At 68.5% G+C, this 18,670-nt stretch carries 21 protein-coding genes; 12 read left to right on the top strand and 9 right to left on the bottom strand.

Annotated elements, in window-relative coordinates; genetic code table 11:
• The 3 genes from NN4_RS41835 to NN4_RS41825 all read left to right on the top strand — a co-directional run.
• Positions 1-439 (top strand): hypothetical protein (locus NN4_RS41835; protein ID WP_147143259.1); only part of this gene is annotated, 439 nt, incomplete at its 5' end.
• 175 nt (positions 440-614) lie between these two features.
• Positions 615-1,343 (top strand): hypothetical protein, encoded by a 729-nt coding sequence (locus NN4_RS45530; RefSeq protein ID WP_186818887.1) that lies wholly within the window; start codon positions 615-617, stop codon positions 1,341-1,343.
• A 42-nt stretch (positions 1,344-1,385) separates the two neighbouring features.
• Positions 1,386-2,270, top strand: a complete 885-nt coding sequence (locus NN4_RS41825) for an aminoglycoside phosphotransferase family protein (protein ID WP_147143255.1) — start codon at positions 1,386-1,388, stop codon at positions 2,268-2,270.
• 25 nt (positions 2,271-2,295) lie between these two features.
• Here NN4_RS41825 and NN4_RS41820 read toward each other — a convergent pair whose 3' ends face one another.
• The gene (locus tag NN4_RS41820; protein ID WP_246181396.1) at positions 2,296-3,306 is read right to left on the bottom strand and encodes an SDR family NAD(P)-dependent oxidoreductase; all 1,011 of its coding nucleotides are present in this window, start codon (positions 3,304-3,306) and stop codon (positions 2,296-2,298) included.
• 129 nt (positions 3,307-3,435) lie between these two features.
• Between NN4_RS41820 and NN4_RS41815 the strand changes: the two genes are divergently transcribed.
• Together NN4_RS41815 and NN4_RS41810 are read left to right on the top strand one after the other, a co-directional pair.
• Complete coding sequence (locus NN4_RS41815; RefSeq protein WP_246181395.1) at positions 3,436-4,623, top strand: sensor histidine kinase; 1,188 nt, start codon at positions 3,436-3,438, stop codon at positions 4,621-4,623.
• Positions 4,620-5,270 (top strand): response regulator, encoded by a 651-nt coding sequence (locus NN4_RS41810; RefSeq protein ID WP_147143248.1) that lies wholly within the window; start codon positions 4,620-4,622, stop codon positions 5,268-5,270. Before NN4_RS41815 ends, NN4_RS41810 begins: the two co-directional genes overlap by 4 nt.
• A gap of 327 nt (positions 5,271-5,597) precedes the next feature.
• On the opposite strand, the gene NN4_RS41805 is transcribed toward NN4_RS41810, so the two are convergent.
• Both NN4_RS41805 and NN4_RS41800 read right to left on the bottom strand, forming a co-directional pair.
• Positions 5,598-5,978, bottom strand: a complete 381-nt coding sequence (locus NN4_RS41805; protein WP_147143243.1) for a DUF5313 family protein — start codon at positions 5,976-5,978, stop codon at positions 5,598-5,600.
• 26 nt (positions 5,979-6,004) lie between these two features.
• On the bottom strand, positions 6,005-6,445 hold the full coding sequence (locus tag NN4_RS41800) for a MarR family winged helix-turn-helix transcriptional regulator (RefSeq protein WP_147143241.1): 441 nt from the start codon (positions 6,443-6,445) through the stop codon (positions 6,005-6,007).
• A gap of 120 nt (positions 6,446-6,565) precedes the next feature.
• Here NN4_RS41800 and NN4_RS41795 point away from each other — a divergent pair, with 120 nt between their 5' ends.
• Both NN4_RS41795 and NN4_RS41790 read left to right on the top strand, forming a co-directional pair.
• Positions 6,566-7,561, top strand: a complete 996-nt coding sequence (locus tag NN4_RS41795) for a DUF418 domain-containing protein (protein WP_147143238.1) — start codon at positions 6,566-6,568, stop codon at positions 7,559-7,561.
• A 75-nt stretch (positions 7,562-7,636) separates the two neighbouring features.
• The gene (locus tag NN4_RS41790) at positions 7,637-9,211 is read left to right on the top strand and encodes a Na+/H+ antiporter (protein ID WP_147143235.1); all 1,575 of its coding nucleotides are present in this window, start codon (positions 7,637-7,639) and stop codon (positions 9,209-9,211) included.
• 94 nt (positions 9,212-9,305) lie between these two features.
• Here NN4_RS41790 and NN4_RS41785 read toward each other — a convergent pair whose 3' ends face one another.
• Positions 9,306-9,500 (bottom strand): heavy-metal-associated domain-containing protein, encoded by a 195-nt coding sequence (locus NN4_RS41785; protein ID WP_325050794.1) that lies wholly within the window; start codon positions 9,498-9,500, stop codon positions 9,306-9,308.
• Between the two features lie 127 nt (positions 9,501-9,627).
• Between NN4_RS41785 and NN4_RS41780 the strand changes: the two genes are divergently transcribed.
• Genes NN4_RS41780 through NN4_RS41775 form a run of 3 tightly spaced genes read left to right on the top strand, consistent with a single transcriptional unit; the run spans position 9,628 to position 10,446 of the window.
• Positions 9,628-10,080 (top strand): hypothetical protein, encoded by a 453-nt coding sequence (locus NN4_RS41780; RefSeq protein WP_147143231.1) that lies wholly within the window; start codon positions 9,628-9,630, stop codon positions 10,078-10,080.
• 24 nt (positions 10,081-10,104) lie between these two features.
• Positions 10,105-10,260 (top strand): DUF6131 family protein, encoded by a 156-nt coding sequence (locus tag NN4_RS45525; protein ID WP_167768950.1) that lies wholly within the window; start codon positions 10,105-10,107, stop codon positions 10,258-10,260.
• 9 nt (positions 10,261-10,269) lie between these two features.
• Positions 10,270-10,446 (top strand): CsbD family protein, encoded by a 177-nt coding sequence (locus tag NN4_RS41775; protein ID WP_107654532.1) that lies wholly within the window; start codon positions 10,270-10,272, stop codon positions 10,444-10,446.
• 71 nt (positions 10,447-10,517) lie between these two features.
• On the opposite strand, the gene NN4_RS41770 is transcribed toward NN4_RS41775, so the two are convergent.
• The 3 genes from NN4_RS41770 to NN4_RS41760 are packed head-to-tail and all read right to left on the bottom strand — an operon-like array spanning position 10,518 to position 12,269.
• Positions 10,518-11,249, bottom strand: a complete 732-nt coding sequence (locus tag NN4_RS41770; protein WP_147143228.1) for a VIT1/CCC1 transporter family protein — start codon at positions 11,247-11,249, stop codon at positions 10,518-10,520.
• Between the two features lie 45 nt (positions 11,250-11,294).
• A complete protein-coding gene (locus NN4_RS41765) occupies positions 11,295-11,840 on the bottom strand; it encodes a YdcF family protein (RefSeq protein ID WP_147143225.1) in 546 nt (181 codons plus the stop codon).
• A gap of 33 nt (positions 11,841-11,873) precedes the next feature.
• A complete protein-coding gene (locus NN4_RS41760; RefSeq protein ID WP_147143221.1) occupies positions 11,874-12,269 on the bottom strand; it encodes a PPOX class F420-dependent oxidoreductase in 396 nt (131 codons plus the stop codon).
• Positions 12,270-12,420: 151 nt separating this feature from the next.
• Here NN4_RS41760 and NN4_RS41755 point away from each other — a divergent pair, with 151 nt between their 5' ends.
• Positions 12,421-13,479 carry a sigma-70 family RNA polymerase sigma factor gene (locus NN4_RS41755; protein ID WP_147143219.1) on the top strand — a complete coding sequence of 353 codons (1,059 nt, stop codon included), beginning with the start codon at positions 12,421-12,423 and terminating at the stop codon, positions 13,477-13,479.
• Here NN4_RS41755 and NN4_RS41750 read toward each other — a convergent pair.
• The gene (locus NN4_RS41750) at positions 13,388-13,990 is read right to left on the bottom strand and encodes a TetR/AcrR family transcriptional regulator (RefSeq protein WP_147143216.1); all 603 of its coding nucleotides are present in this window, start codon (positions 13,988-13,990) and stop codon (positions 13,388-13,390) included. The genes NN4_RS41755 and NN4_RS41750 overlap by 92 nt on opposite strands.
• Positions 13,991-14,060: 70 nt before the next feature.
• Here NN4_RS41750 and NN4_RS41745 point away from each other — a divergent pair, with 70 nt between their 5' ends.
• Positions 14,061-15,500, top strand: a complete 1,440-nt coding sequence (locus NN4_RS41745) for an alpha/beta hydrolase (RefSeq protein WP_147143214.1) — start codon at positions 14,061-14,063, stop codon at positions 15,498-15,500.
• A gap of 229 nt (positions 15,501-15,729) precedes the next feature.
• Here NN4_RS41745 and NN4_RS41740 read toward each other — a convergent pair.
• Positions 15,730-18,670: AfsR/SARP family transcriptional regulator (locus NN4_RS41740; RefSeq protein WP_147143212.1), on the bottom strand; the 2,941-nt coding region annotated here is incomplete at its 5' end.

Genomic DNA, 18,670 nt, shown 5'->3' with positions numbered 1-18,670 from the left:
GCTGTGGGCCTCGGCGCGCGGCGACCTGAGCGACCGCGACGCCGCGGCCGCCGACGACAAGCACGCCGAGCAGGTCGCCACCGACTACGCGGTCGGCGCCTCCAACATCAACTTCCAGGACGTCAACGCCTGGGTCGCCAAGCTCAAGGCAAACACCACACCGCAGCTGGCCAACAAGTTCGACGCCACCGCGCCGAAGCTGCAGGACATCCTGGTGCCGCTGAAGTGGACCTCGACCTCGGCGCCGATCACCGCCAAGGTGATGAACACCGACAACGGGGTCTACAAGGTGAATGTGTTCCTCAATGTCACCTCGACCAGCGCGCAGACGCCGGAGGGGGCGCAGACCACGGTCACCTACACGGTGAATGTGGATCCGAACAACGGGTGGAAGGTCACCGATGTCGGCGGGATGGCGGGCGCGCTGCCCAAGCAGTGACCCTCGGCCGCTGAAACGGGCTGAGTTTACCCATAGCTATTTCTGATAAACGGCTTTTACCTGCATAAATGAAAATTGTCTAAAGTCGACGTTGATACAGCAACCTTCGGGTAGCGTGCCGTGAAGATCAACATTCGTACCGGTGTTTCCCTGTCCAGCAGAGAAGGCGGTTTCGATGGTGACACCCGGCGGCAGTCACGAACCCGACGGTGGGCGCGGCGCCGACAACCGCGGGCTGGTGATCGCGGCCGTGATCGCCGCCGTCCTGGTGCTGGTGGTCGCGGTGGGGATGTTGCTGCGGTCGGGTGAGGACTCGACGGACGACAAGTCGCCGTCCGCGACGACCTCCGCGAGGCCGTCGACCACCGGCCGCACCACCCCGTCCCCTACCCGGGTAAGTCCGGGACCGCCGTCGCCGGTCGCCCCGCAGCCCGCGCGCAAGATCGGTGACGACTGCTCGGCGGGCGGCATCGTCGCGCAGTGGGATCTGCGCGGCGGTGAATGGGCGTGTGTTCCACAGGGACAGAACGTGCATCGCATCGGGGACGACTGCTCGCACGACGGGATCGTCGCGCAGTGGATGCGGGGGCCGGACGGGCGCTGGGTGTGCCAGGCCCAAGATCAGGGCCGGACCGGACAGCAGGAGCAAGGCCCCGGACCGGAGCCGGTGCCCGCCGACCCGGGACCACCGCCCGCGAATCCAGAGCTGCCGCCCTCAGTCCCGGAACCACCGCCTGCTGCGCCCGAACCCCCGCCGGCTCCCGCGCCGCCGCCCCCTGCTCCAGCGCCGCTGCCGCCTGTTCCGGCGTTCCCGCCCCTTTTTCCCGGGCTCCCGCCGCCGCCTCCGCCGGTGCCCGCCGGTGTCGATCGGAGTTATCCGACGCCGATCGGGTCTGTCGAATAGGGCACCCGAAAATCGATCGACACGGCTGCGATGCTCGTTGACGTGACCGTCGTGCCCGAGTTCTTCGCCGCCCGCCTCGCCAACCAGGAGGGCACACCCGCCCGCGCCTGGCTCGACCGCCTGCCCGACCTCGCCGCGCACTATGCCGACCGCTGGCAACTAACCTTCGACGGACCGTCCATGCACGGCTACGGCGGGCTCGTGCTGCCCGTCCGGCGTGCGGACGGCAGTGCGGCCGTGCTCAAACTCAACTACCTGACACCCGAAACCAAGGATGAACCCGTCGCGCTGGCCGCATGGCAGGGCGACGGTGCGGTGTTGCTCCTGGACAGTGACGCCGACAACGGAGCGCTGCTGCTGGAACGTCTCGAGGCCGGACGTTCATTGCAGACCGAGCCGATCGAGGACGCCGTACGCATCACCTGCGAGCTCATGCGCCGATTGGCTATCCCAGTGCCGCAAGGCATTTCGCGGAACCTGCGCACGGAGTCGGCAGGCTGGGCGGAGGAACTGCCCAGGGAATGGGAGCGGCTCGGCGCGCCGTACTCGCGCAAGCTGCTGGACGCCGCCGTGGAGGTGTGCACCCAGCTCGGCCCCGCCGCCGCCCAGCTGCTGGTGAACGAGGACCTACACTTCGAGAATGTGCTTGCCGCACAACGAGAACCGTGGCTGGTCATCGACCCGCAACCGCTCGCGGGCGATCCCGAATTCACCACCCTCTCCCTATTGTGGAGCCGCAGAACCGAATCCACCCTCGACGACCGCTTCGCCGCGATAGTCGACCTCGCAGGTCTCGACCCCGATCGCGCCCGAGCCTGGACCCTCGTGCAGTGCGCTCGCAACTGGCTGTGGTTCGCCGAGGACGAAGACTGCGACGACCCGGGTTACCCCTCCGTCCAGGAGATTGCGCCCTGGGCGTTGCGCTGATCGGTTTCGTCGCAGTAAGGAACCCCTACGCGTGTGCGGTTTTTCCACCGTCGATGACCAGCTGGGCGCCGGTGAGATACGGGTGTTCGGGTGAGGCGAGCGTGAGCGCGAACGCGGCGATCTCCGCCGCGGTGGCCAGTCGGCCGAGGCCTGGAACATTGCTGCCCGCCCACTGTTTCATCATCACCTGGTACATGTCGTCGGGGAGGTGCTCCAATCCGGCGGCCCGGCGCACGAATTCGGTGTCGGTGGTGCCGGGGACGAGCGCGTTGACCCGGATGCCGTCCGCCGCATAGTCGAGCGCCGCGGACTGGACCAGGCCGACCAGCCCACGCTTGCTCGCGGTGTACGCACCGCGCCCAGCGTCCGTGGCGAGTGCGTTGCTGGACGAGGTCACCACGATGGTGCCGCCGCCACGTCGAATCAGATGCGGCACTTGGTATTTGATCGCGAGAAAGGTGCCGCGCAGGTTGGTGTTCAGCACTCGATCGAAGTCGGCGGTGCTGTACTCGTGCAGCTTCTTCTGCACGGTGATGCCCGCGTTGTTGAACGCGACATCCAGCCCGCCATAGAGTTTCGCGGCCGAGTCGACGAAGTTCCGGACCTCGTCCTCGACCAGCACATCGGCCCGAATGTAGGTCGCCTCACCGCCTGCCGCCCGGATCTCGCGCTCCACCGCACGGCCTCGATCCTCGCGCCGCCCACAGAACGCCACCCGGCCGCCTTCCGCGGCGAACAAGCGGGCGGCCGCCGCGCCGATGCCCGAGGTCGCCCCGGTGATCACCACGGTTTTGCCCGCGAAGCGCCGCAACGCGGTCGGTTCGTACCGTGGTGGGTTCGAATTCGCGCCGAGCGCAACGCCTCCGGCGAGCCCCGCGGCCGCGCCGACCGCGAGGCCGGATGCCGCCATCGTGCCGAGCAGCCGCCTGCGGCTCGGCTTCGCTGCCTGCTGCTTACCGGTTGCGGGGCGGGGTGCCTCGGCCGGACCGAGCTCGCCGCCATCGGCTACGCGTGCCGCATCATCGTTGTTCGTCATGCCACCACCCTCTCGACAAGCGAGATCCGGCGACTCCGCCCGTCGGCCCGAATATCGGCCGCGCGGAGGAGGTCACTCCTCCGCAGGGAGGAGCCGGGCTGTGGTGGTGCCCGGCATGATGAGGACGTGGTGAGTTCGGCGGAAGTGACGCGTGGCCTGGAATCGTGGCTCGACGAGCGGTTTTTGCCGGTCCGGTTGCTGCTCCTGCTGGTGTCGGCGGTGGGCTGCTTGCTGTTCCTCGGCGATTCGCCGAGCACTGTCGACTGGACGATCGGGCTGCTCGCGGTGCTGGTGACCGCCGGGGGAGTGCGCTGGCCGCTAGCCACGTCACTCGCGGTGAGCGGTGTGCTGCTGCTCGGTTTCGAGATCGGCGATACCGGCCCGGTGGTGCCCAAGGTCGCCGCCGCGGTCGCGCTGGTCGAGTTGTCGGCGCGCCGGTCCGATTGGCAACCATGGGTGGCCGCCTGCGCGCTGGCCTGCGCCTATCTCCTGCATCCGAGTGGTGACCTGGCCGCCAACGGGTATCGGGCGGTGGTCATGGCGGGTGCGCCGGTGCTGCTCGGTGTGCTGCTGCGCACGGCGCGCGAGGGCGCCGAACATGCGCGCCGCGAGGCGCACGAGATCGCCCAGCGCCGCGACGCCGAGGTGGCCGCCGCCCGCGCGGTCGAACGCACCGCCATCGCCCGGGAACTGCACGACCTGATCGCCCATCACGTGTCCTCGACCGTGCTGCGCGTCGGCGTCGCCCGGCACGCCATGCCCGACGCGCCGCCCGGGGCACTCGAAGTGCTCGATGACATCCACGCCAGCGGCAAGGCCACGCTCACCGACCTGCGCAGACTGCTCGCCATTCTGCGGGATCCGGCGATGACCGGCGACTTCTTCATCGCACCCGCCGACCTGCCCGCCGCGCTCACCGCCGTGGTGGACCGCGCACGGCAGTCTGGCATCACCGTGCACGCCGCGGTGACCGACGACATCGCCGAAGTCGATGCGGTGCTTGCCCTTACGCTGCTGCGACTCACTCAGGAGGGCGTCTCGAACATCGCCAAGCACGTCGGTTCCGGTGCGACAGCGCAGTTGACCATCGCGATCCAGGACGGCGAGGTTCGGTTCACTTTGCGCGACAACGGTTCTGCGTCGCCGAACGCACACGCCGGTTCGGCTCCGCGCCGGCCCGCAGACGGCCACGGGCTCGGCTTGATCGGTCTGCACGAGCGCGTCGAACTGCTCGGTGGCGAATTCACCGCCGCTCGGGTCGGCCCGGAATGGGAACTCGCAGCACGTGTTCCGACCGGACGCCCGGTGCCCGCATGACCATCCGTATCCTCCTCGTCGACGACCAGCACCTGGTCCGCGCGGGCCTGCGCATGCTCTGCGAAACCGACCAGGCTCTCGAGGTAGTAGGGGAGGCCGCCACCGGCAGCGACGCCGTCCGGCTCGCCGAGCAACTGAGCCCCGACGTCGTCCTGATGGACCTCCGCATGCCCGGCATGGACGGAATCCGCGCCACCGCAGCGATTCTCGCGAGCAGACCCGCCACCCGCATCCTCGCCCTCACCACCTTCGACGACGACGATCACCTCTACCCGGCCCTCGCCGCAGGCGCCTGCGGCTTCCTCGTCAAGGACGCCTCACCCACCGACCTACTGCACGGCATCCACCGCGCCGCCGCAGGCGATCACCCCTTCTCCCCGAACGTTCTGCGCCGCGTAGTCGACTCCGCCCTGGCAGCCCACACCACCCCACCCACCCCCGAACCCCGCACACCTCCCGGCCTGACACCCCGCGAACTCGAAGTGCTGGCCCTGGTCGCCGAGGGCCTCCCCAACGCCGACATCGCCACCCACCTGCACCTCGGCATCACCACCGTCAAAACCCACATCACCAACCTGATGGCCAAAACCGGCACCACCAACCGAGTCCAACTAGCCCTTCTCGGCGCCCGCACCCCCCGAAATTAGCTGGACACGGCTGAGACGCTCGACAGGTGAGCATTGTTCCGGAGTTTATCGCTGAACGCCTCGCCAGGCAGGCGGGGGAGCGGGGGCGGACAGGAGCGTACGAGGCTGCTCGTGCGGAGGACGATGTCGGCGATGTCGTTGCGCGAGATACTGCGCCGTCTCGAGTCTTGTGCCATGCGGCGTAATTGGGCACGACGAACCGTTCGACCGGCGCATGCGCCGTGGCGGGATCGGGTGCGGGCGAAAACTATGGTGACGGCACCGCCGGGACGATCGCCTGGACGGCGGTGGGGTCGGCGGTGGCGGTTTCGCTGACTGTGTGGGCGGTCAGTGGGGGTGTTGGGCGGCGTACCTGGCGCGTTCGAGGGCACGGCGGCGCATGCGTTCCGGGTTTTCCAGGTCGGCGGGGAGTCCGTGTTTCGCGAGGCGGTGGGCGCGGTTCATCGGCATGAAGGCCGCTGTGTAGAACAGGGCGAGGAGCATGGCGAGCAGGACCATGGCGCCGCGGAGCCAGAGTTCGCCGGGGAAGAGCAGGAAGACGACGAACAGCGGGGTGAAGGGGACCATGCCGCGCAGGATGTGGCGGGCGGTGGCGTGTTTGCCGGTGAGGTCGTTGCGCACCCAGTCGATCATCGAATCGGGCAGGCGGCGGCCGAAGACGTAGCCGATCCACTGGATCGGGTTGGGCCGCGGTGTTTTCCGGGACATGCGCGAACTCCTCGCAGTTATCGGGTCTAGACCGCCATCGATCGGCGCGCGGCGTCGTTGACGCGGGTGAGAACTTCCCGGAGCTCCTCGAGGTCGGCCAGCGTGACGCCGAGCCGCTCGACCACCGTGGGCGGGATCTTCTCGGCCTGCTTGCGCAGTGCGACACCGGCCGGGGTCAGGTTCACGACCAGGTTGCGCTCGTTGCGACTGTCGCGCTCGCGGGTGATCAGCCCGGCGCTCTCCAACCGCTTGAGCAGCGGTGACAGCGTCGGCGAGTCCAACTGGATGGCCTCGGCGATCGCCTTGACCGACATCGGCGCCTCACCCCACAGCGCCAGCATCACCAAATACTGCGGGTGGGTCAGGCCGAGCGGCTCCAGCAGCGGCCGATACACGCCGAGCACCGCGCGATTGGCTACCGCCAACGCGAAGCACACCTGCCGGTCTAGTTGCAGTGGATCGTCCATCTGTCCTCCTGTCGCACCGCCGTCAATGTTAACGCACTAACAGTTAACGCACGAAGTGTGTGCGCGACATCTCGTCGGAGAAGCGTGGTTGTGCCGCGGACGATGGTTAGTTTGAGATGCATGCAGAACGACACAGGTCGCATCCACGAGCTCGACGCCGTGCGCGGATTCGCCCTGTGCGGCATCCTGGTCGTCAACATCTGGCAGCTCACCGGCATGACCGCGGTGCGCGCGCCCGGCGAGATGGTCCCGCTGCGGCATCTGCTGTCGGTGCTGTTCGAAGGCCGCTTCTTCCCGATCTTCTCGTTCCTGTTCGGACTGAGCTTCGCGCTGTTCCTGGACAGCGCGGCCCAGCGCACCGATCACCCGAAGCTGGTGCTGATCCGCCGCCTTATCGCGCTGGGTCTGCTCGGTCTGCTCCATCACCAGTTCCAGCCCGGTGAGGCGCTGTTGCCCTACGCCATCGTCGGATTGGTGATCCTGCTGCCCGCCACCAGCCTGCCGAACTGGGCGGTACTGCTACTCGGCCTGGTCGGAACAGTGGGTGTCGCCGTGGTACTCAGCGGCGGATTCGGCCTGGTTCCAGGCCTTTTCTTGCTCGGCCTGGCCACCGCCCGCTACGGCATCCCGCACACCCTCGACGACCGCGGCTGGCAATTGGCCGCCGTCTTCGCCCTGGCCTTACCCGCCGCGGTAGTGGCCGCCATCTGGGAGTACCGCACCCCCTACCTCAACCTCTTGGCCACCAGCGCCCCCGCCGTAGCCGGCCTGCTCGGCGCCCTCACCTACCTCACCGGCCTATTACTCCTGCTGCGCACTGAAACCGGCGCCATCCTCGCCGAAGTACTCGAACCCATGGGCCGAATGGCGTTGACCAACTACATCTCTGCCACAGCCCTGATCCTGCTGGCCGAACCCCGCCTAGCCCTCGCCGGCTCCGCCAAGTACGGCATCCTCCTAGGCTTGGCCGCCGCGATCATCGCCCTGCAAGCCCTCGTCAGCTGGACCTGGCTGAAGGTATTCCGCTACGGCCCCGTCGAATGGGTCTGGCGCTGCATCACGTGGTGGGAACTGGTCCCCGCCCGCAAAGTGCCCGAACCCGCCCGCCGCTGGTGAAGTGTTAGGCCGCACCACTATCGGTCCGGCGCGGCGGGCGAGTAAGTCCGGGGTGGCGTCGCAGACTGGACGGTCATGGACCAGTTGGTGCTGATGATCGTCATCCTGTTCGCCGCGATTCTGGCCGAGCCGCTGGCCAAGCGGGTCGGGGTGGCGTCGGCCGTGTTGATGACGGTGTTCGGCTGCGTGGTCGCGTTGCTGCCGTTTGCTCCGCGGATCAATATTTCACCGGATCTGATTCTGCCGCTGGTGCTGCCGCCGCTGCTGTACGCGGCGGCGCGGCGCACCTCGTGGCGGCAGTTCGCGGAGAACTGGGTGCCGATCGCGTTGCGGGCGGTCGGGCTGGTCATCGCGACGGCCGTGGCGGTGGCCGCCGTCTTCCACGCCTGGTATCCGGGGCTGCCGATCGCGGCGGCGGTGGCGCTGGGTGCGTTGGTCGCGCCGCCGGATCCGGTGGCGGCGACCGCGCTGGCGGGAAGTCTCGGTCTGCCGCGCCGGCTGGTGGTGGTGCTCGGCGGTGAGGGACTGTTCAACGATGTCACCGCGATCGTCATCTACGGCGTCGCGATCCAGGCCGTGATGACCGGCCGGTTCTCGGCGCCGCACGCGGCCGCGGAGTTCGTGGTCTCGGCGGTGGTCGCGGTTGTCGTCGGCTTGCTGCTCGGCTGGGCCGGTAGCAAGCTGACCAACTATCTGGGCGTGGCCACCTGGCAGGTGGCGCTGAGCCTGCTGCTGCCGTTCGCCGCCTACGGAATCGCGGAGGCCTGGCGTGGTTCCGGCGTGCTCGCCGTGCTGGTATGCGCGCTGTATCTGACCGACGCCGTCACCGAATTCAGCGACCCGGACTATCGCCTGGTCGGCGATTCCTTCTGGGACATCACCGAAATGTTGCTGAGTGGCTTCGCTTTCGGACTGATCGGTCTGGAATTGGCTGCGGTATTGGAAGCGACCGGTGACCGCTGGCCGACCCTGCTCGGCGGCGCGGGTGCCGTCGTCGCAACGGTCGTCGGCCTGCGCCTGGTCTGGTTGATGACCACGTGGGCGATCAGCCGCTCGTGGTGGCGGCGGGCCACCGACGAGCCCTACACCTGGCGCGAGACGATCGTCACCTGGTGGGCCGGTATGCGCGGCGTCGCGACCGTCGCACTGGCACTGGCTATTCCGCTGCTCACCGACGACGGCACTGATTTTCCGGGTCGCACCGAGATCCTGTTCACCGCCTTCGCGGTCGTCCTGTTCACCCTGCTGCTGCAGGGGCCGACGCTCCCACTTGTCGTGCGCCGCACCGGCGTACACGCGGACACCAAGCTGGAGCGTGAACTCGAACGCCAGCTCTGGGAGCGCGTCATCAAGGCCGAACTGGCGCGCCTGAAAGCCATTGCGGTGGAACAGAATCTGCCCGACGACGTCTACGAACGCCTGCGCGACGGCTTCCGGCAACGCATGGCACGGGCCGATCCGCAGGCGGCCGACGCGGACGCACAATCCGAGGCCGCGCGAAACGCGAAGCTGGCCAGGAAGTTACGCGACATCCGCGAGGACGTCGTGGAGGCAGGCCGCCGCGAGGCCCAGAACGCCCGCCGTGAGCCGGGCATGCCGCCGGACCTGGTCGACCGCGTGACCAGGCGGCTGGATCTGGGCAGGCGCTGATCCGTTGCGGAGGTGCTGAACTATTGGGCAGGCGCTGAACTGTTGCGCAGGTGCTGAGTCCGGCGACACCGGAACCAGCACGCGCGCAACAGGATCAGCTGGCCGCCACACCCGTGTTGCGGATCGCCTCCAGCACCTCTTCATAGGTCAGCGAGGAGTTCACGGTGGCGGACTCGGACGCCACATCGATGTCGACGTAGTCGACACCGTTGACGCCGCGCAGCGTGGACTCGATGGCCGAGGCGGACTCGCGGGTGACGTTGTGCAAGGTAATCGTGTAGGAGCTCATGAACACCGAATAGACCGTATCGACGTGCGTAAACGCCGACGAGCAGTAGATTTCGCCGATCCACGTTTGGTCGTCGTATCCCCGGGAATAGCCGGGGTGTCACACAACTCGACGCAACAGGATTGTCATGATCATCATCATCGGGCTCGTCGTCTTGATCGCAGCAGTGATCGTCGGAGTCGCCGGCGTGGTGGCGAACAACGGCGAAGCAAACTTCCTACCAAGTGATTTCGCGGTTTTCGACTACCACTTCCACGGCTCCAGCGGTTTGCTGTTCGGCTACGGCATCGTCCTCGGCGCCATCGGCACGCTGGGCTTGGCCCTGCTGCTGACCGGTGTCTGGCGTGTCTCCCGGCGCAACATGGTGGCACGTCGTGAGCTCAGGCAGTCCCGCCGCGAAATGGCGGCGGTCCGGCGCGATCTGGCGGACGGTACTGCACCGACCCCCAAGGAGCCCGCACCGCAGTCGCACCGCGAGCCAGTCTGGAGTCGATTCGTGCGCCGCCCGGCCACGGCTCCGGCCGGTGACACACCGCGCGCAGAAAGCACGTCCCGCGTGCAGGCGCCGGCGTCGAAATAATCATCGAGAAAAGGAAATACGACCATGATTATTCTCGGACTTGTCCTCCTCATCGCGGGGTGGCTGCTCGGAATCGGATTGCTCACTACCGCAGGCATCATCATTCTCATCGTCGGCCTCGTGCTGATGATCGCCGGATCGGTCGGCCGCCCGGTCGGTGGCCGGCGCTGGTATTACTAGGGATCGACCGTGAATAAATTCGAAGACAGGATCGCGCACCAGGTGCAAGCCGCCAGGGGCAACGTCAAGAAATATCTCGGCCGGGCGGCCGGAAACCGTCGTCTGGAATCCGAGGGACGTCGAGAGCAGGCCGGCGGCAATATGAAACGCGCCGCGGACAAACTCCGGGCCGCGTTCAAGCGCTGACCTGATGGCCGGTGTTCAGCCGAGGGGCAAGTCAAGCCCCTCGGCTGGCACCGGCTTCGGCGTTTTACGCGTCAGACCCCGGCGACGTCGGTGAGTTGCCCGATGCCGTAGGTGACCGCCATGGCCAGCGCCCCGCCGATCACCACCCGCAGCACCGCCCGGCCGCGATCGCTACCGCCGAGACGGGCACTGACCGAGCCGGTGATCGCCAGCGCGATCAGCACGGCGCCGAAGGTGATCGGAATCCGTAGCGGAACCGGTGGCAACAGGATGGCCAGCAGCGGCAGCAGCGCGCCGAGCGTGAACGACACCGCCGAGGAGCCCGCCGCCTGCCACGGATTGGTCAGCTCCTCGGGATTGAGCCCGAGTTCGGCCTCGGCGTGCGCGGTGAACGCGTCGTGCGCGGTGAGTTCCTCGGCGACCTTGCGCGCCGTTGCCGCGGACAGCCCCTTGGCCTCGTAAATTCCGGCCAGCTCGGCCAACTCGAAGTCCGGTTCTTCCCGGAGCTCGCGTTGTTCCTTGGCGAGCAGGGCCCGTTCGGAATCGCGCTGCGTGCTGACCGACACGTATTCGCCGACCGCCATCGAGATAGCGCCCGCGGACAGCCCCGCGATGCCCGCGGTGAAAATGGTGCCGGCGTTGGTCGTCGCCGCGGCGACACCGACGACCAAACCGGCGGTCGAGACGATGCCGTCGTTCGCGCCGAGCACGCCTGCGCGCAACCAGTTCAGCTTGGACGCCAGCCCCTCGGCGTGGGGCTCGTGCGGATGCGCGCCTGCGGGTTCGCTGGTCGTTTCGTCCATGCGGCGAAGACTAAACGACGCTCGGCCTGCCGCCCGGTAGCCCGGTCAACACTCCGGCGACAGAAACGCCCGCAGGTAGCCCGCCGACTGCCGGAGATACATCCAGGTCCAGAAGCGCAGGCCGGACGGGCTCGGGCTGGCCACCATGGTCAGTTCGCCGTCGAAGCATTTCGCCACGATGTAGCGCGCCCGCGACACATGCGGGGTGTAGGTCACCACGATGAGGTGCCGCCAGCCGAATTGCTCTGCGCGCCGCCTGATTTCATGTGCCTCGCCCTCGGTGGTCCACGGGTCGGGGACGAAACAGCTGACGGTGAAGTCGAATCGGCCCGCACAGTACCGGTCCATCTCGTGGTCGTCGAGGCCGGTGGACCGCGAAATCAGCAGTGTCGGAGCGTATCCCCGCTGCGCGAGGTCGATCCCGAGATCGAAGCGTTCGTAGGCGGTGCCGCCGAGCACCACGATGGCATCGGCCTTGCGTAATGGATCGGTCTGCGGATGCACATACACCGGCAGACCCGCGAGCCCGATCAGCAGGACCAGGGCGAGCAGGGCTCCGCAGAAAACTCCAGCTCGTCGCAGGCCGGGCACCAGCCCGACGATACCGAAATGCCGGCCCCGGCCTCAGCCTGGCGGAAAGACGTACAGCTTCTCCGGCACGATGCGCACGATCAGCCGCTCGGCGTCGGGCTCCGGCGGCGGCGTCGCGCCGCCCATGTACTTCGCGTACATATGGTGCGACAGTGTCTTTTCCGGGTCCTCGGTGATCTCCACCCGGCCGCGCACCTCCACATATCGGCCGGTGGTCTTGCTGAGCACCAGCAGGCTGACGCGCGGGTCGCGCCGCATGTTGCGGGTCTTCAGCCGACCCTTGATCGTGCTGAACAGCAGCGTATCGCCGTCGTAGTCGACGAAGATCACCGAGGACTGCGGGCGTCCGTCGGCGTTCGAGGTGGCCAGTATCGCGGCGTGCGGGCCGTCGATCAGGGCGCGCACGGAGTCCTCGAGGGGCACGGTCATCTCGGTCTCCTTTTCGTGGTGAATCCGGTTATGCAGACCGCGCACCGGGCGCGAAGGAATCGGGTACCGCCGATTCTTTTTCCGCTCGCGCCGGGTCTCAACTGCGAGAGGCTCGCGGGATGCGAGCCGTGCACCGGAGAGGACCTCGCGGATGACCGCAGCACCGGACGCCGATTTCACCCGCCGCACCCAGCCCTACCGGCGGGAACTGCTCGCGCACTGCTATCGGATGCTCGGCTCGGTGCACGACGCCGAGGACCTGGTCCAGGAGACCTATCTGCGGGCTTGGCGCTCCTTCGACGGCTTCCAGGGGCGCTCCTCGGTGCGCACCTGGCTGTATCAGATCGCCACCAATGCCTGTCTCACCGCGCTGCAGCACCGTGGTCGCCGGGTGCTGCCCTCCGGGCTCGGCGCCGCAGGCCACGATCCCGCCGCGGAACCGGCCATGGCGCCGCCGGGAACCCGGTGGCTGCAACCGCTGCCGGACGCGCTGGTGACCGCCGAAGCAGCTGATCCGGCCAGTGTGGCGGTGGCCCGCGACAGCCTGCGGCTCGCCCTCATCGCCTGCCTGCAATACCTGAACGGCAGGCAGCGCGCGGTCCTCCTGTTGCGTGACGTACTCGGCCTGCCCGCCGGGGAGGTCGCGGCGATCCTGGGCACCAGCACCGCGGCGGTCAAGAGCACATTGCAGCGTGCTCGGGCGCGGTTGGACGAAATCGCCACGGCCGCAGAGCAAGCCGCCGCACCGACCGAGCCGGGCCAGCGGGCGTTGCTCGCGGAGTACATGGCCGCCTTCCGGAACTCCGACGCGGCCGCCCTCGAACGGTTGCTACACCGCGACGCCGTGATCGAGATGCCACCTTTCCAGACCTGGTTCGAAGGTAAGCGCACCTGTGTGGCTTACCTCGTGGCACAGGTGCTCGGCGCGCCGGGGGACTGGCTGCTGTATCCGACGCGCGCCAACGGACAGCCCGCCGCCGTCGCGTATCTACGCGAAACCCCCGGTCCCTACCGGGCTTTCGGCGTGGCTGTGCTGACCACCACGGCCGACGCAGTCACCCGGATCGCGGCTTTCTGCGATCCGGAACTGGTCACCCTGTTCGGCTTCCCCTCCGAGATCAGCGACACAGCTGCTCGAGATGGTGCTGCAGCAGTTCTCGAACACGTTCGGGCGGAACCTTTTCCGGGCGGATCAGCGACTGCACGGTGAGCCCGTCCACGAAGATGTAGAGGCGTTCGGTCTCCCACTCCAGATCGAGATCGTCGCGCAGCCGGCCGCTCGCTGCCAGTTCGCCCAACACCCAGGCGATGAGTTCGGCTGTGCCGTCATAAAGTTCGTTGCTGCTCTGGCGCAGCGCCGGTTCGGTGAGTACGCGGCCGAGGAACGCCAGCCACACCGTGGTCACCGCGCGCTGGTGCGGGCCGGTCGGCAGCAAGCCGGTGAGCAGGATCTGTGCCGCGCGCTCGCACGGGTCCTCGGCCAGGTCCAGCTGCCGGATCCGGTCCATCATTCCCTCGCCGACCATGCCGAGGGAGAAGGCCAGCAGCTCGGACTGGGTGGAGAAGTAGTGCCGCAGGCTGCCCATCGAGACGCCCGCCTCGGCGGCCACTTTGCGGACCGACGCGTGCTCCAACCCGTCGCGCTGGATGACCCGCCAGACGGCTTCGGCGATCGCCTGGCGCCGCTCTTGGTGGGCTTGTTGGTCAACGGTTCGTGCCACCTCGTATTTGTAGCACGACTGTGTTAGTTTTCATTGGTAATACAGTCGTGCGGAGAAAGAGGGGGCAAGGATGCGGTGGTTCGGCGTAATGCTCGCGGTGATCGCCCTGCTGGTGGGGGCCTGTGCCGGTGATCCGTCGCGGGAGGCCGAGTCGATCTGGTCGCCGTGTCAGGGCCTGGCGGCCGACGGGCGGCCGTGGGAATGCGCGACGATCACCGCGCCCCGGGACCACCGGGATCCGGCGGCGGGCACCGTCGAGCTGGCGCTGATCCGCACCCGCAGCGCCGATCCCGCGAAGCGTCTCGGATCGCTGGTCTACAACCCTGGCGGTCCCGGTGGGTCCGGGCTGGAAACCGTTGTCGGCGTGGCGACTCGGTTCGCGCCCCTGCTCGAGCACTACGACCTGGTGTCCTGGGATCCGCGTGGTGTCGGCCGCAGCTCTGCGGTCGTCTGCTCGGATGGTGCACTGCCGGACCGTGTTCCGCGCACCGACGCCGAGTGGGCGGCCATCGACTCCAGCAGCAGGGAGTTCACGGACTCGTGCGTTGCGGCGTCGGGCCCGTTGCTTCCACACATCGGGTTGTTCGACTCCGCGCGCGACATCGACCTGGTCCGTGCGGCGGTCGGCGACGACAAACTCAACTACCTCGGCGTCTCCTACGGCGGTCAGCTCGGCGCCGCCTACGCCACGCTCTTTCCGCAGCGGGTCGGCCGGATGCTGCTGGACGCGCCCGGCACGCCGCTGCGCACCTTCCGGCAAAGCCTGCTCGACCAGTCCGCGGGCAGCGAGGCGGCGTTGCGTCAGTTTCTGAGTTTCTGTGTGGCCGAGGGGAATTGCCCGCTCGGCCGGACGGAGCAGGAGGCGTTGGCGCAGATAGACGCGTTCCTCGCCCGCGTCGAGGCGACCCCGTTGGCCACCGATCGTGGTGCGCCGCTCACCCGCTCGGTCGCGACGGCGGGCCTCGGTCTCGGCGCGGCCGCCCCGGAGATCTGGCCGCACCTGATCAACGCACTCGCCCAGGCCTTGGCGGGTAACGGCAACGAACTCATCGGTTACGCCGACCTTTTCGCGGGACGCCGTCCCGACGGCTCACGCTCGAACTTCGCCTCGATCAACACCGCCGCGAACTGTGCCGACTATCCGGACTTCTACAGCATCGAGCAGATTCGCGGATTCATGCCCGAATTCGCTGCGGCTTCACCGCGTTTCGGCGAGCTGACCGGGCTGCGCCTGGCCGAGTGCGCGTACTGGCCCGTTCATGGGGTCGGCCGCGCGCCGGTCAGCGGCGCGGGTGCCGCGCCGATCGTGCTGATCGGCAACACGGGTGATCCGGAGGCGCCGCTCGGTTGGGTGTCCGAGCTCGCGCAGGCGCTGGCCTCGGGTGTCCTGGTCACGTATCAGGGTGCGGGGCACGGTGCGTACGGCGGCGTGAACAAGTGCGTCGACCGGGTGGTGCACGCGTATCTGCGGGAGGGTGTCGTGCCGGAGCGCGGGACCGTCTGCCGGTAATGCACTCTGCCGGCTAGAAGTTGCCGACGTCCGGAATGGGTCCGCGCTACGCCTCGCGCACCCCGCGAGCGCGAGTCGGCGCGGACCCGACCGGTCGCTCGGTCCCAGTTCCGGGCGGTCGCGAGTCCGCACGACTCATTTCCTGCCCACCACTGGCGGTGGTGGTCGCATCGACACAGCAGGATGCCAGCCACGGCTCAGCGTCGGATAAATGATGAATGAACGTTCGTTATTCGGCGCCTGCGGCGCCGTACAGGCGGTCGATGGTCGGCGGCGCGAGCCCTGCGCGCGTGAAGATCTCGGCGGACTCCCGTAACTCCCGCTCGGCGCGGTCCCGGTGCCCCCGGGCTGCCAGCGCGGCCGCATGCAACGCCATCGCCCGCGCCCGATCGATCGGATCCGCCGCCTTCGTGAGCAGCTGGAGAGCGCCGGCCGCCTGCGTCTCCGCCTCGGCCACATTGCCTGCCTGCAGCTGAATCTGCGCCAGCCGGGTGCGTGCCCAGCCCTCCCACAGGCGCACGCCGTTGCGTTGCGCCGCGCGCACCGCCTCGGTGCCGAGCTCGATCGCGCGCGGGTGCTCACCGCGCATCGACAAGGTGGCGGCCAACTCGTGTGTGGCCCAGCCGAGCGCCACCGGGTTGGACGATTCCCGCGCGAGCGCGATGGCGCGCTCGGCCACCGCCACGGCCTGATCGTATTGCCCTGCCTCGCAGTAGGTTCGGGTGACCAGTGCCAGGCACCACGCCTCCATCGAGCGGTCGCCGAGGGCGCGGGTGAGCTGGGTGGCGTGCTCGAAATGCCGATGCGAGGCGTCCGCGTCACCCAGCCGTCGCGTTGCGATGCCGAGCAGCACCGACGCCAGCACCGACAGCCTCCGGTCGACATCGGTCGCCGGCGGACCGGACACCGCGCGCAGATGCGGCAGACTGGCCTCGACCTCGCCGAGCCCGACCTGGAGCAGCGCACCGAGGGCGGTTCTGATCCGCCGCTCGGCGGCCGGGTTGTCGGCCGCGATGGCGGCCTCCAACAGCGACTCCAGTGCGCGGGAGAGCTCACGGGCGCCGGTGCCCGCGTCCATCAACTCGGCCATCACCCACGCGAGGTCGGCCGCCACGTCGAGCGCGCGGCCGCCGACCCGCGCCGCCTGCTGGTGCAGCGCGATGACGACCGGCCGCTCGATGTCGTTCCACGCCTGGCCAGCCGAGCCACTGGCGAACGCGCGGCCCGGGACCTGGGTCGCGACGAGCAGCCGCGTTGTATTGCTGTAGTCGATCGCGCTCAGCAGATTCTTCGCGCTGGCCAGGTGATAGTCGAGAACCCGCACCAGCACGGCGGATTCGTCCTCGTCGGCGACGCCACGCGCGAAAAGCCGCAGTAGATCATGGAATCGGTAGCGGCCGGGCGCGGTGGTCTCCAACAGGCTGAGGTCGACCAGGGACTCGCAGACGTCCTCCGCGTCGAGCTCGGCGATGCCGAGTACCGCCGCGATAGCACCGATCGACAGGTCGGGCACCTCCGCCAGCGCCAGCGTGCGAAAAGCCCTGGCCTGCTCGGCATTCAGCTGCCCGTAGCCGAGCCGGAACGCCGCCTCGACCGCCAGTTCGCCGGTCTTCAGCACGCTCAGTCTGCTCTTCTCATCGGCCAGCCGATCCGCGAACGACGCGATCGTCCACTGCGGCCGCACCGCGAGCCGAGCGCCGACGATCCGCACCGCGAGCGGCAGCAGGCCACAGTGCGCGACCACCTCGCGGGCCGACTCCTCCTCGGCTGCCACACGGTCCGTGCCGAGAATGCGGACGAGTAAGTCCATCGCCTCCGCGGTCTCGAGCACGTCGAGCCGGGTGCGGGTCACCGCGGGCAGCTCGGTCAGCGCCGATCGGCTGGTGATCAGCACCGCCGACCCGGCAAGTAGCGGCGCCACCTGCGCATAGTCCCTAACATTGTCGAGCACCATCAGTATCCGCTTGCCCGACAATCGGGTTCGCAGTTCCGCCGCACGATCGTCGACGGTGGATGGGATGTCACCTTCGGCCACGCCGAGCGCGCGCAGAAAGCCACCGAGTACGGCGCCCGGTGGCGTGGGCACCGGGTCGACACCGTGCAGATTCGCGTACAACTGCCCATCCGAAAACCGATCCCGCACTCGATGCGCGACATGCAGCGCGAGCGTCGTCTTACCCACCCCACCCATTCCCCCGACCGCGGAGATCGCCACCGCGCTCCCCGCCCCGGTCAGCTGTGCCGCCAGTTCGTCGACCAGTCGGGCGCGACCGGTGAAATCGGCGATGTCCGGCGGTAATTGGGCGGGCACCGTTTCGGTCATCGCGCGGGGTTCGGCCGTCCCGGGCGGTCCAGCAATGGCATGGGGCGCACCGATGGAGTGCGGCTCGGTCGTCGGGTGCGGATCGGGGGCTGCGTGGGGCTCACGCATAGCGCTGGACTCGGACGCGTCGTCCGCCGCAGGCAAGGTGCGGGACTCGCTCATGGCTCGGGACCTGGTGGTGGCGTCGGTCATTGCGCGCGGCTGAGCCGTGCCGCGGAGGTCGGGCATGGTGCCGCGCAGGATCCGCTCGTGCAGCACTGCCAGCTCCGGCCCCGGCTCGACGCCGACGCCGTCCACCAGCGCCCGGCGGGCCTGGGCGTAGGCGTCGAGCGCGTCGGACTGGCGGCCCGAGTGGTACAGCGCGGTCATCAGCAGCGCCCGGAACCGTTCGCGCAGTGGATGTTCCTCGATCATCGAGCCGAGGTCGGCGACGGCGGCGGCGCTGTGACCGGTCTCGATGTCGAGCGCGAGGCGATCCTCCAGGATGGCGAGCCGCCACTGCTCCAGCCGGGAGCGTTGCCGCTCGGCGAACGGCCCGGGTAGCCCACTGAGCGCGGGTCCATGCCACTTACCAAGTGCGGCAACCAGATTCGCCCGTGCTGCGGCAGGATCGTGGTTGCGGAGCTGCCCGGCGGCCGCGACGAGCCGCTCGACCTCCGCCACATCGGTCGCCTCCGGCGGCACGCGCAGCGCATAGCCGTCCCCGATGGTCACCAGCATCGTCGACGGGCCGCGGGCCGTCCGCTCGGGTTCCAGTGTCCGGCGTAACTGCGCGACGTGGGTGCGCAGCGCGGCGATCGCGCGCGGCACCGGTCGCTCGCCCCAGATGCCCTCCACCAATTCGGCG

The sequence above is a fragment of the Nocardia ninae NBRC 108245 genome, from assembly GCF_007990755.1.
Classification (GTDB): Bacteria; Actinomycetota; Actinomycetes; order Mycobacteriales; family Mycobacteriaceae; genus Nocardia; species Nocardia ninae.
This window is presented reverse-complemented; position numbering and strand designations above follow the sequence as displayed.

Coding starts and splice junctions, on each gene's coding strand:
- NN4_RS41800 (WP_147143241.1), bottom strand. CDS start 6,445: ATGGACGATCCACTGCAACTAGACCGGCAGGTGTGCTTCGCGTTGGCG.
- NN4_RS41820 (WP_246181396.1), bottom strand. CDS start 3,306: ATGACGAACAACGATGATGCGGCACGCGTAGCCGATGGCGGCGAGCTC.
- NN4_RS41810 (WP_147143248.1), top strand. CDS start 4,620: ATGACCATCCGTATCCTCCTCGTCGACGACCAGCACCTGGTCCGCGCG.
- NN4_RS41755 (WP_147143219.1), top strand. CDS start 12,421: ATGACCGCAGCACCGGACGCCGATTTCACCCGCCGCACCCAGCCCTAC.
- NN4_RS41780 (WP_147143231.1), top strand. CDS start 9,628: ATGATCATCATCATCGGGCTCGTCGTCTTGATCGCAGCAGTGATCGTC.
- NN4_RS41795 (WP_147143238.1), top strand. CDS start 6,566: ATGCAGAACGACACAGGTCGCATCCACGAGCTCGACGCCGTGCGCGGA.
- NN4_RS45525 (WP_167768950.1), top strand. CDS start 10,105: ATGATTATTCTCGGACTTGTCCTCCTCATCGCGGGGTGGCTGCTCGGA.
- NN4_RS41790 (WP_147143235.1), top strand. CDS start 7,637: ATGGACCAGTTGGTGCTGATGATCGTCATCCTGTTCGCCGCGATTCTG.
- NN4_RS41760 (WP_147143221.1), bottom strand. CDS start 12,269: ATGACCGTGCCCCTCGAGGACTCCGTGCGCGCCCTGATCGACGGCCCG.
- NN4_RS45530 (WP_186818887.1), top strand. CDS start 615: ATGGTGACACCCGGCGGCAGTCACGAACCCGACGGTGGGCGCGGCGCC.
- NN4_RS41745 (WP_147143214.1), top strand. CDS start 14,061: ATGCGGTGGTTCGGCGTAATGCTCGCGGTGATCGCCCTGCTGGTGGGG.
- NN4_RS41805 (WP_147143243.1), bottom strand. CDS start 5,978: ATGTCCCGGAAAACACCGCGGCCCAACCCGATCCAGTGGATCGGCTAC.
- NN4_RS41785 (WP_325050794.1), bottom strand. CDS start 9,500: ATGAGCTCCTACACGATTACCTTGCACAACGTCACCCGCGAGTCCGCC.
- NN4_RS41770 (WP_147143228.1), bottom strand. CDS start 11,249: ATGGACGAAACGACCAGCGAACCCGCAGGCGCGCATCCGCACGAGCCC.